Origin of the sequence: uncultured Caulobacter sp., assembly GCF_937900395.1 — a bacterium.
Taxonomy (GTDB): domain Bacteria; phylum Pseudomonadota; class Alphaproteobacteria; order Caulobacterales; family Caulobacteraceae; genus Caulobacter.
Genome location: NZ_CALCDX010000134.1, coordinates 1 through 10,588, shown reverse-complemented (window position 1 = coordinate 10,588; position 10,588 = coordinate 1). Strand labels below are relative to the sequence as shown.

Genomic DNA, 10,588 nt, shown 5'->3' with positions numbered 1-10,588 from the left:
ACGTCCGGCCGGCGATCGTGACGGCTGTCGGGGGTGGTCGAGCGGGAAGCGCTCGTCGGTCTTCCTTAGCTTGGGGAAGACGTCTTCGCGGCGGATCCAGCGGCAGGCTCCTTGAAACACAGGACGAAGCCTTGGCGGTGAAGGCATAGGCGAGCGCGGCAGGCCTGGGCTGAAATCGCCCGGGCGTTCCGGGACCGGGGTTCGTCGCCTCGGCCCGCCCGTCGGGGGCCTCTTTCGGAAGCGGGTTAAAACCCCGCGCGTCGAGGGCTCACCGGATAACGGCTACGCGGAGCGTCGGGCTTCGTCGAAACGGCAATCACTACTCACACTCCGGACGAACGTCCGGGCGCTCCGCGTCCCTTCCATCCCCTCAGCGAGCGATCGCGTGAAGCTGATGAAACACGTCCCCTCCCCTCGATGGCGAAGGGTAGGGGTGGGGTGAATACGACGTCCATTGCAGCGCGCCGCCGCCAGCTCAGCGATCACCCCATCCCCAACCCTTCGCCATCAAGGGGAAGGGAGTGCCATGTCTCACGATGGGCGAAGGTCCCGACTCTTAAGCCGCCGTCTTCTTGCGCAGGCGCGCCAGGCGCCGCAGCCGCCGCCAGAAGCGGGTCTTCTCCGGCTCGGGATAGGGCTGCAGGTTGCGGAAGAACTCCTCGGCGCAGGCGCGCCACGAGAACTTCTCGGCGAACTTGCGCACCACCGTCCGGTCGAGCTCGAGGCAGGCCAGGCAGGCTTCCTTCAGGCCGTCGGTCTGGCCGGGGGCCAGGACGCCGGCATTGGAGCCGGGGATGATGTCGACCGGACCCGGGGCCGAGAACGCCGCCACCGGCACGCCGGCCGCCATGGCCTCCAGGATCACCAGGCCGAAGGTGTCGGTCAGGGACGGGAAGCAGAAGACGTCGGCGCCCGCGAAATAGCGGCCCAGCTCCTCGCCGAACTTGGCGCCCAGGAACTTCACCTCGGGATATTTCTCGGCCAGCTCCTCGCGCTGGGGACCGTCGCCGATGACGACCTTGGTGCCCGGCAGGTCCAGGCTGGCGAACGCTTCGATGTTCTTCTCGACGGCCACGCGGCCGACATTGAGGAAGATCGGGCGGGCCAGGCCCTCGAAGATGTCCGGATCGCCGGGCTGGCGCGGCTTGAAGATGTCGGTGTCGACGCCGCGCGACCAGGGCGAGAGGTTGCGGAAGCCGTGCTTGGCCAGCTCGTCGCGCATGGTGGGCGTCGCGACCATCAGCCGGCCCGACGGCTTGTGGAACCAGCGCATGTAGGTGTAGCCGGCCGCCAGCGGCAGCGGCAGGCGGGCCGAGACGTATTCGGGGAACTTGGTGTGGTAGCTGGTCGTGAACGGCAGCTTCCATTCCAGGCAGATGCGGCGGGCGGCCAGGCCAATCGGGCCTTCGGTGGCGATGTGGATCGCCTCGGGCTCGAACAGCTTGAAGCGCTCCTGCACCGGCTCGTAGGCGCCGATGGCCAGCTTGATTTCCGGATAGGTCGGCAGCGGGAAGGTCGGGAACTGGTCAGGGCTGACGACGTCGACGATGTGGCCCATGGCGCGCAGTTCGTCGACCACCCGGGTCAGGGTGCGAACCACGCCGTTGACTTGCGGTTCCCAGGCATCGGTAGCGAGCAGTATCCGCATCAGGCGACGGCGGGCTCCGGCAGGGCTTCTTCGGTCGGGCTTGGCAGCTTGCGGCTGCGGTCGATCACCGACCAGGAGCGCAGCTTGGCCCATTCGAGAATCTCGAGGCGGCCGTCGGCGTGCTCGGCCACGGCCGTGCAGCTTTCCACCCAGTCGCCGTCGTTGACGTAGGCGACGCCGTCGATGTCGCGCATCTCGGCCTTGTGGATGTGACCACAGATCACGCCGTCCACCCCCCGACGTCGAGCTTCGTCGGCCACAGCGGCCTCGAAGTTCTCGATGAACTGCAAAGCGTTCTTCACCTTGACCTTCAGATAGGCCGAAAAACTCCAGTATCCGAACCCCAGGCGGCGACGGGCGCGATTCACCAGGGTGTTCAGCATGAGGATGGTTCTATAGGACCAATCCCCGAGGAAGGCGAGCCACTTGGCGTGCTGGACGACGCCGTCGAATTCGTCGCCGTGGACAACCAGATAGCGCTTGCCGTCCGCCGCCTCGTGGATGATGTCGCGGGCCACCACGACCCCGCCGAAGTGGACGCCGCAGAACTCGCGGACGCGGTCGTCATGGTTGCCGGGCACGTAGATGACCTCGGTGCCCTTGCGGGCCATGCGAAGGATCTTCTGGACCACGTCGTTGTGGGCCTGGGGCCAGAACCAGCCGCTGCGCAGCTTCCAGCCGTCGATGATGTCGCCGACCAGATAGAGCTTGTCGCACTCGATATGGCGGATGAAGTCCAGCAGCAGCTCGGCCTGGCACCCTCGCGTGCCCAGGTGCAGGTCGCTGATGAAGACGGAACGATAGCGGCGGACGGCGACGTCGGCGCTCATGGTCGTACCCCCGTTCGGCGCCGCAAGATCGCTCCGTCCCCGGATCGGCGCGACGGCGGCCAACGGCAGGCGATTAAGCTGATTGCATGTCGCTTTGATGAAGCGGGGAGGCTTGTCTGGCCGATCCGACCCGGGCCGGGTTACGCAGGGTCAGCCCGCCGATTGACCAGTTTCGGCGCATTTGTCAAAAATCTGGGCGCTCAAGCTAGGCCTTTGCGGGCATGGGCTTGTCCAGCCTGTTGCGGCGCAGCATCGCCCGCACTAGATCACGCCGATGGACGCCGCCCGCCTCGCCAAGGATACCCCCAAGTCACAGAAGACCCGCGCGCGGATTCTGGACTGCGCGATGCATCTGTTCGCCGAGATCGGCTACCATGCGGCGACCAATCCGGCGATCGCCGACGCGGCGGGCCTGACGCGCGGGGCGATGCTGTACCACTTCCCGACCCGCGAGGCCTTGGTCGAGGCCGCCGTGGCCCACATCCAGGCCGAGCGCTCGACCCTGTTCCGCGCCGCCGCCGACAGCCTGCCGCCGGGGGCGGACGTCACCGAGCACGCGATCGACAGCTACTGGGACCTGCTGCACAGCACGCCGTTCCAGGCCTTCGCCGAGCTGGAGGCCGCCGGCCGCACCGACCCGGCCATCCAGGCGCTGCTGGCGCCCGCCCAGGCCGAGTTCGACCGGGCCCAGGCCGGCGATCACTTCCTGAAGATCCTGCACGCCGGCGCTGGTCCGCGCTTCCAGGCCAGCCGCGACCTGGCCCGCTTCATGCTGGAAGGCCTGGCGCGCACGACCCTGACCTACGACAAGGACGGCCGGAAGGATCGCCTGTTGGCCGTGATCAAGCGGGCCACGCACATGCTGAACCGCAAGGGCGACATTCAGGACCTCTGGCCGGACTAGGCGGCTAGCCCTTCAACGCCTTGGGCAGAACGCTGGCGAAATAGTCGAGCTCGGCCGGGCTGGCCGTGCCGACGCGAATCCAGGTCGGGTGGCGCGGGCTGTCGAACACCCGGACCTCGACGCCCAGCGAGGCCAGCGTCTTCTGGAACGCCAGGTTCGGCTTGCCGCAGTCGACGAAGACGTAGGTGCCGTAGGACGGCAGGTATTTGAGGCTGTTGGCCTCGCAGATCGCGTAGATCTTCTTTCGGCAGCCCTCGAGATAGGCCTTGGCGCCCGCGAGATAGGCCGGGGCGCCATAGCAGGCGGCGGCCGCGGCGAGGCCGGGACGGCCCTTGTGCGTCGGGATCAGGCTCTTCAGCGTCCGGACGCGATCGGCCCGCGCGGCGATGAAGCCGACCCGCAGGCCAGCCATGCCGTAGACCTTGGAGAAGGTGCGGGCGACGATCACGTCGTGGCCCGCGCGGACCAGGTCCATCATCGAGTTGCGGACGGGGTCTGGGCTGATCTCGATATAGGCCTCGTCGACGATCACCGGGCAGGTCTTGGAAACCTCGACGCAGAACGCGCGCAGGGCGTCGGCGTCCAGCAGCAGGCCGGTCGGATTGTTGGGATTGCAGACATAGACGCAGCCGGCCTTCACGGCCTTGGCGCGTTCGGCCAGGGCGGGGAGGTCGATCTGCTGGTCGGCGGCGAGCTGGACCCACTCCAGGCTGGCGCCCTGGCGCTGGGCGTAGAGCAGGGGCGTCGCGTAGCTCGGTTGCGGGGAGACCACCGGTCCCGCCTTGGAGAAGGCCGTCGACAGCAGCGACAGCGCCTCCAGCGAGCCGTTGCAAAGGCCGACCTGATCGGGCTTGAGGCCGTCATGCTCGGCGATCAGCTTGACGAGGGGCGGCTCGAGCTCCCAGCCGTAGTAGGGCGCTTCGGCGAGAGCCTTGGCGGCGGCCTTGCGGGCCGCGGGCGCGGGGCCGAACGGGTTCTCGGTGACGCCGAGGTGCGCCTTGATCGCCGGCGGCGCGGTCGGGTCCACCGAGGTCTCGGCGGCCAGCGCCAAGCCAGGCGCCAGGGCCGCGCCACCGATCAGAAGTCCGCGTCGCGTCGCGTCCATGAGCCGTCTCCATCCAAAGTCGCGTCTAGTAGAGCGCTGTCGATGACAGGCTCAAGACAAGCTTCAGGTCGGCGCGACGGGGAGGGCGGTGGTGAACTTGATCTGCTCCATCGCGAAGCTGGACGACACGTCGCTGAGCGGCGCGGTGGCGATCAGGCGCTTGTAGAAGCGGTCATAGGCGGCGATGTCCTTGAGGACGACCTTCAGCAGGTAGTCGACCTCGCCGCTCATCCGGTAGAACTCGATCACCTCGGGCAGGGCCTTCGCCCCTTCCGCGAAGAGCTTCAGCCACTCCTCGTCGTGGCGGCCGGTCTTCACGGCCACGAAGACGGTCAGGGGCAGGTCCAGGGCCTCGCGATCCAGCAGGGCGACACGCGCCGTGATCACGCCCGCCTCCTGCAGGCGCTTGATCCGTTTCCAGCACGGCGTCTGGGTCAGGCCGACGCGCTCGGCGAGATCGGCGATCGGGACCGTGGCGTCCTCCTGCAGGATCGCCAGCAGCCGCCGATCGATATGATCGAGATCAATCATCTCTGCATTCCGCGCTGATCGAGAATAAAATTCTCTCTACGCGCGGATTGGTGCGCAATCCAGTAATGCCTTTCTCCGAATCCTCGCCATCCTGGGGAGCCTCCGCAGTCGCGAGGTCTCGATGCTGGCGTCCTTTACCCGTCACCCCCGTTCGGTCGGCGAAAGCTATGGTCAGCACATGGGCATGGCGTGGAGCTTCGGCTTCACCCTGATCGGCGCCGGTCTCGCCTGCCTCGTCCACGGTCTTCTGCCCTTCGCCTTCGAGCGGACGGGCAGCCGCACGGTGAGGCAGCTGAACGAGCGCCTCTCCAGCCGCTGCGCGCGCGCCGACGCCCATTTCGCCGCAGCGCCGATCCCGGGCGAGACCGTCCGCGGATGACGACCTCCGCCCTGCGTCTCAGCGCCGGCAAGCTGGCGCCGGGGCTGGCGGCCGGCCTCGGCCTGGCCATCCTCGCCAAGCTATTGTCTCAGTCTCTGCACGCCCCCGCGCCGCTGATCGCGGTGGTCCTGGGCATGATGCTCGGCGCCCTGGGTCTGCAAGCCCAGCTCGGCGCCGGTCTCGACATCTTCGCCAAGCCCGGCCTGCGCCTGGGCGTCGCCATGATGGGCGCGCAGATCAGCTGGGCTGAATTCGCCGCCCTGGGCGGTCCCGCCATCCTGGCCAGCGGCGTCGTGGTCCTCGGCGGCCTCGCCATCGGCGCGGCGGCGGGCCTGGCGCTGGGCCTGCCCTTCGCCGAAGCCCTGATCGCGGCCGCCGCCTGCTCGATCTGCGGCGCCTCGGCCGCCCTGGCCGCGTCGCAGGCCGCGCCGGCCAGTCCGGCTAATCAGCGGACGACCGCCCTCGTCATCGTCGGGGTGAACCTGCTCTCCACGATCGCCATGCTGGCCTATCCGCCCCTGGCCCACGCCCTCGGGCTGACCGCGCACCAGGCCGGCGTCTTCTTCGGCCTCTCCATCCACGACGTCGCCCAGGTGGCCGGCGCCGGAGCGTCGGTCTCGCCGGAGACCGCCAGCACGGCGGCCCTGGCCAAGCTGGCGCGGATCGTCTGGCTGGGTCCGGCGGTGGTGCTGATCGGCCTGGCCTTGACCCGCAGCCCCGAAGGCGGCCGCGTTTCGGGCCTGCAGGCGCCGCCGGCCTTCGTGATCGGCTTCGCGGCCCTGGCGGTCGCGCGCGGCCTGAACCTGATCCCGCCCGCCCTGGTCCCGACCCTGGCGGCCTGCTCCAGCTTCCTTCTGCTGGCCGGGGTCGGAGCGATCTCAGCCAAGCTCGGCCCCAAGGCCTTGCTGCAGGTCAAGCCGCGCCTGGCGGTGATGCTGGGAACGGTCACGGTGGCGGTCGCGGTCCTGGCCTACGCGCTGACGAGAATATTCTTCTAAAGATCAAGGCTTGGCTGAGCACGAAACCGACTCCATGGTCGCGTCCATGAGTCGGAGGAACCCCAAGTGAGCTTCTGGACGCGCCGAAAGGCCATCGACACCATCACCGCGGGACACGCGGACAGTCATCAGCTGAAAAAGACCTTGAGCTGGCCCCACCTGGTGGCCCTGGGCGTCGGCGCCATCGTCGGCACCGGCATCTACACCCTGACGGGCATCGGCGCGGGCCTGGCCGGTCCGGGCGTCATTCTGTCGTTCCTGATCGCCGGCGCCGTCTGCGCTTGCGCCGCCCTTTGCTATGCCGAGCTCTCGACCCTGATGCCGGCCGCCGGCAGCGCCTACACCTACAGCTACGCCGCCATGGGCGAGCCGGTCGCCTGGTTCGTCGGCTGGAGCCTGATCCTCGAATACACCCTGGTCTGTGCGGCCGTGGCCGTTGGCTGGTCGGCCCACGCCCATGGCCTGTTCAAGCTCATGGGTTTCCCAGACGCCCTGCTGGCCGGACCGCACGCGGGCGGGCTGATCAATCTGCCAGCGGTGATCATCTCGATGGCGGTGGCCGGGCTGCTCGCCATCGGCACGCGGGAGAGCGCGGTGGTCAACATGATCCTGGTGGCCGTGAAGATCGTCGCCCTGATCGTCTTCGTGGTCCTGTGCCTGCCGGCCTTCGACGCTAGCCACTTCACGCCATTCATGCCCAACGGCTTCTCGGCCGCGCCCGGCCCCGACGGGGTGAAGATCGGCGTCATGGCCGCGGCCAGCCTGATCTTCTTCGCCTTCTACGGCTTTGACGCGGTCTCGACCGCCGCCGAGGAGACCAAGAACCCCAAGCGCGACCTGACGATCGGCATTGTCGGCTCGATGGCCGCTTGCACGGCGATCTACATGATCGTCGCGGCCGTCTCGATCGGCGCGTCGCGCGCCGAGGTTTTCTCCAAGAGCGAGGCGCCGCTGGTCTTCATCCTGGAGAGCCTGAGCCATCCGAAGGTCGCCCAGCTGGTGGCCCTGGCGGCGGTGATCGCTCTGCCGACCGTGATCCTGGCCTTCATGTATGGCCAGAGCCGGATCTTCTTCGTCATGGCCCGTGACGGCCTGCTGCCGCGCGCCCTGTCGCGGGTCAACGCCAAGACCGGCACTCCGGTGCTGATGACGCTGCTGACCGGCGCCCTGTCGGCCGTGCTGTCGGGCCTGCTGTCGCTGAAGGACATCGCCGAGCTGGCCAACGCCGGCACCCTGTGGGCCTTCATCGCCGTCGGCGCCTCGGTGATCCTGCTGCGCCTGCGCGAGCCCAATCGTCCGCGCGTCTTCTCGACGCCGATCTGGCAGGTCGTGGCGCCCGCCGGCATCCTGGGCTGTCTCTATCTGTTCATCAGCCTGCCGGTGAAGACCCAGGTCTACTTCCTCTACGCGCACCTGATCGGCGCGGTCATCTACCTGGCCTATGGCGTTCGCAAGAGCGTGCTGGCCCAAGCGGAGAAGGCGTCGAAGAGCGCGTAGGGGAAGGCTTCCATTCTCGGGGGCCATCGCTACAGTCTCGGTCAAAACAAGTGTTTGACGCCTCCCCTCGCGACCAGCGAGGGGCCGGACAACGGGAGAAAGCGCATGGCCCTCGACCTGGAGACCCGCGAGCAGCTGATCGATACGGTCGCCCGCTTCGTCGCCGAGCGGTTGCGGCCGATCGAGGCCAAGGTCGCCGAGGACGACGCCGTTCCCGCCGATATCGTGGAGGAGATGAAGGCCCTCGGCCTCTTTGGTCTCTCGATCCCGGAGGAGTACGGCGGCCTGGGCCTGGGCATGGAGGACGAGACGCTGGTGGCCATCGAGCTTGGCCGCGCCTCTCCGGCCTTCCGCTCGGTGTTCGGCACCAATGTCGGCATCGGCAGCCAAGGCCTCGTCATGTTTGGCGATGACGCCCAGAAGGCCCGCTGGCTGCCGGGCGTCGCGTCCGGTGAGGTGATCACGTCCTTCGCTCTGACCGAGCCCGAGGCCGGCTCCGATAGCGGCGCCGTCCAGACCCGCGCCACGCTGGATGGCGACGCCTATGTCCTGAACGGGGCCAAGCGCTACATCACCAACGCCGGCAAGGCCTCGCTGTTCACGGTGATGGCCCGCACCAATCCCGACGTGAAGGGCGGCGGCGGGGTGTCGGCCTTCCTGGTGCCGCGAGACCTGCCGGGCCTCTCGGTCAGCAAGCCCGAGAAGAAGATGGGCCAGCAGGGCGCCCACATCCATGACGTCACCTTCGACAACGTCCGGGTGCCGGTCGAGAACCGCCTCGGCGCGGAGGGCGAGGGCTTCAAGGTCGCCATGCAGGTGCTGGATCGCGGACGCCTGCATATCGCCGCCGTCTGCGTCGGCGTCGCCGAGCGGCTGATCGCCGACTGCGTGGCCTACGCCTCCGAGCGCAAGCAGTTCGGCCAGCCGATCGCCAACTTCCAGCTGATCCAGGCGATGATCGCCGACAGCAAGACCGAGGCGTTGGCCGCGCGCGCCCTGGTGCTGGAGACCGCTCGCAAGCGCGACGCCGGCGTCGGGGTGACGCTGGAGGCGGCGGCCAGCAAGCTGTTCGCCTCGGAGATGGTCGGCAGGGTCGCCGATCGCGCGGTGCAGATCTTTGGCGGCGCTGGCTATGTCGCCGACTATGGAATCGAACGTCTCTATCGCGACGTCCGGATCTTCCGGATCTACGAGGGCACCACCCAGATCCAGCAGCTGATCGTGGCGCGCGAGACGCTCAAGCAGGGCGGCTGAGCCGTTTCGGACGCGCGGCGGTTTGTCGCGGGGCGCGCGTCGCCAAGCCTGCGTCGTCTCGCCGCATAGAGGCCGCTGGAATCGTTACCAGGCGTGCCTTGGCGGGCGCGGCGCTAGGTTCCCCGCATTGGGTTTGAGAGTGTGGTGAGCGCGGCAAGCTGACGCACGCCTGGCGGGTATATTTAAGGCGCTATTAAGCACGTGGCCGCGAGCCTTTCCGCTTCACCGAGCAAGTGGATAGGCGGCGATGAGCCACGATTACGCGATCAACGAGCGAGTGGCGTTCATGGGGATCGATGACAAGGCCCGCGCGGCCTTGCGCGATCTTCGACCTGTCGTCGGCAAGGCGATCGGACCGGCCTTGGCGAGCTTCTATGCGAAGGTGGCGGCGACGCCCGAGACGCGAAAGTTCTTCAAGGACGACCAGCATATGGCGGCCGCCAGCGCGCGCCAGCAAAGCCATTGGGACGGAATCGTCCAGGCGGAGTTCAGCGAGGATTACGTCCGGGCTGTCCGCGCCATCGGCGAGACCCACGCTCGCATCGGCCTCGAGCCGCGCTGGTATATCGGCGGCTACGCGGTGGTCAGCGACTATCTGATCCGCTCGGTCCTGGAGTCGGTCTGGCCCAAGGGCTTCATGAGCAAGGGCGGCGAGGCCGCGGCTGGCGAGGCGCTCAGCGCCCTGATGAAGGCCGTGCTTCTGGACATGGACTTCGCCATCTCGATCTATCTGGAGACCATCGACAAGGAACGTCAGCGGCTGGAGGCGGAACGCCGCGAGAGTCAGGCCGGCCAAGAACAACTGGTCGCCGCCTTGGGCGCAGCGCTGGAGCGGTTGGCGCAGGGCGACCTTCAGGCCCGGCTCGCTATCGATGTGAAGCCCGAGTTCGAGAAGCTGAAGGGCGACTTCAACCACGCGGTCACTCTGCTGGACCAGGCGATGGGCGGCGTCAGCGCGGCGACGGACGGCATCCGCTCGGGCACCGAGGAGATCAGCATCGCCGCCGACGATCTGGCGCGCCGCACTGAGCAGCAAGCCGCCAGCCTGGAAGAGACCGCCGCCGCGCTCGACGAGATCACCCAGACCGTTCGCCGCGCCGCCGAGGGCGCCAATCAGGCGCAGGAGGTGGTCGCCGGCGCCAAGTCCGAGGCCGAGCGGTCGGGGATCGTGGTCGACCAGGCCGTCGCGGCCATGGGCGAGATCGAGACTAGCTCGCGCGAGATCGGCAATATCATCGGGGTGATCGACGAGATCGCCTTCCAGACCAATTTGCTGGCCTTGAACGCCGGCGTGGAGGCCGCGCGAGCCGGTGAAGCCGGAAAGGGCTTTGCGGTGGTGGCGCAGGAAGTACGAGCCCTGGCCCAGCGGTCGGCCGAGGCCGCCAAGGAGATCAAGGCCCTGATCGGCGCTTCGACCAAGCAGGTCGAGGCCGGGGTGGGCC

Annotated in this window: 10 protein-coding genes and 1 pseudogene; 7 read left to right on the top strand and 4 right to left on the bottom strand. The window is 68.1% G+C overall.

The annotated features are described in order from the left end of the window. Positions 1–556: 556 nt before the first annotated feature. A complete protein-coding gene (locus tag Q0379_RS11210) occupies positions 557–1,648 on the bottom strand; it encodes a glycosyltransferase family 1 protein (RefSeq protein ID WP_099537844.1) in 1,092 nt (363 codons plus the stop codon). Further along, entirely contained in the window at positions 1,648–2,478 is an 831-nt protein-coding gene (locus Q0379_RS11205; RefSeq protein ID WP_299008434.1) for a UDP-2,3-diacylglucosamine diphosphatase, read from the bottom strand. Before Q0379_RS11205 ends, Q0379_RS11210 begins: the two co-directional genes overlap by 1 nt. 274 nt (positions 2,479–2,752) lie before the next feature. On the opposite strand from Q0379_RS11205, the gene Q0379_RS11200 reads away from it, so the two are divergent. Continuing rightward, the gene (locus Q0379_RS11200; RefSeq protein WP_299008431.1) at positions 2,753–3,382 is read left to right on the top strand and encodes a TetR/AcrR family transcriptional regulator; all 630 of its coding nucleotides are present in this window, start codon (positions 2,753–2,755) and stop codon (positions 3,380–3,382) included. A 4-nt stretch (positions 3,383–3,386) separates the two neighbouring features. On the opposite strand, the gene Q0379_RS11195 is transcribed toward Q0379_RS11200, so the two are convergent. Together Q0379_RS11195 and Q0379_RS11190 are read right to left on the bottom strand one after the other, a co-directional pair. Continuing rightward, positions 3,387–4,487, bottom strand: coding sequence for a histidinol-phosphate transaminase (locus Q0379_RS11195; protein ID WP_299008429.1), 1,101 nt, complete (start codon positions 4,485–4,487; stop codon positions 3,387–3,389). A 63-nt stretch (positions 4,488–4,550) separates the two neighbouring features. Next, positions 4,551–5,018: an Lrp/AsnC family transcriptional regulator gene (locus tag Q0379_RS11190; protein WP_299008424.1), complete on the bottom strand. Its 468-nt coding sequence runs from the start codon at positions 5,016–5,018 to the stop codon at positions 4,551–4,553. A gap of 121 nt (positions 5,019–5,139) precedes the next feature. Here Q0379_RS11190 and Q0379_RS11185 point away from each other — a divergent pair, with 121 nt between their 5' ends. From Q0379_RS11185 to Q0379_RS11160, 6 genes and pseudogenes are all read left to right on the top strand, one after another. Next, entirely contained in the window at positions 5,140–5,397 is a 258-nt protein-coding gene (locus Q0379_RS11185) for a DUF6356 family protein (protein WP_299008421.1), read from the top strand. Continuing rightward, positions 5,394–6,395, top strand: a complete 1,002-nt coding sequence (locus tag Q0379_RS11180; RefSeq protein WP_299008418.1) for a putative sulfate exporter family transporter — start codon at positions 5,394–5,396, stop codon at positions 6,393–6,395. Before Q0379_RS11185 ends, Q0379_RS11180 begins: the two co-directional genes overlap by 4 nt. 66 nt (positions 6,396–6,461) lie before the next feature. Then, complete coding sequence (locus tag Q0379_RS11175) at positions 6,462–7,892, top strand: amino acid permease (RefSeq protein WP_299008415.1); 1,431 nt, start codon at positions 6,462–6,464, stop codon at positions 7,890–7,892. A 105-nt stretch (positions 7,893–7,997) separates the two neighbouring features. Further along, complete coding sequence (locus tag Q0379_RS11170; protein WP_299008413.1) at positions 7,998–9,146, top strand: acyl-CoA dehydrogenase family protein; 1,149 nt, start codon at positions 7,998–8,000, stop codon at positions 9,144–9,146. 247 nt (positions 9,147–9,393) lie between these two features. Beyond that, positions 9,394–9,825: pseudogene (locus Q0379_RS11165) on the top strand (protoglobin domain-containing protein); the annotation flags it as partial. 396 nt (positions 9,826–10,221) lie between these two features. After that, positions 10,222–10,588, top strand: a 367-nt coding sequence (locus Q0379_RS11160; RefSeq protein ID WP_299008444.1) for a methyl-accepting chemotaxis protein, incomplete at its 3' end; no start/stop codon positions are given.

What these genes read in the sequence shown, in the direction of transcription:
- Q0379_RS11190 (WP_299008424.1), bottom strand. Translation starts at nt 5,018, where the DNA reads ATGATTGATCTCGATCATATCGATCGGCGGCTGCTGGCGATCCTGCAG.
- Q0379_RS11180 (WP_299008418.1), top strand. Translation starts at nt 5,394, where the DNA reads ATGACGACCTCCGCCCTGCGTCTCAGCGCCGGCAAGCTGGCGCCGGGG.
- Q0379_RS11185 (WP_299008421.1), top strand. Translation starts at nt 5,140, where the DNA reads ATGCTGGCGTCCTTTACCCGTCACCCCCGTTCGGTCGGCGAAAGCTAT.
- Q0379_RS11210 (WP_099537844.1), bottom strand. Translation starts at nt 1,648, where the DNA reads ATGCGGATACTGCTCGCTACCGATGCCTGGGAACCGCAAGTCAACGGC.
- Q0379_RS11205 (WP_299008434.1), bottom strand. Translation starts at nt 2,478, where the DNA reads ATGAGCGCCGACGTCGCCGTCCGCCGCTATCGTTCCGTCTTCATCAGC.
- Q0379_RS11200 (WP_299008431.1), top strand. Translation starts at nt 2,753, where the DNA reads ATGGACGCCGCCCGCCTCGCCAAGGATACCCCCAAGTCACAGAAGACC.
- Q0379_RS11170 (WP_299008413.1), top strand. Translation starts at nt 7,998, where the DNA reads ATGGCCCTCGACCTGGAGACCCGCGAGCAGCTGATCGATACGGTCGCC.
- Q0379_RS11195 (WP_299008429.1), bottom strand. Translation starts at nt 4,487, where the DNA reads ATGGACGCGACGCGACGCGGACTTCTGATCGGTGGCGCGGCCCTGGCG.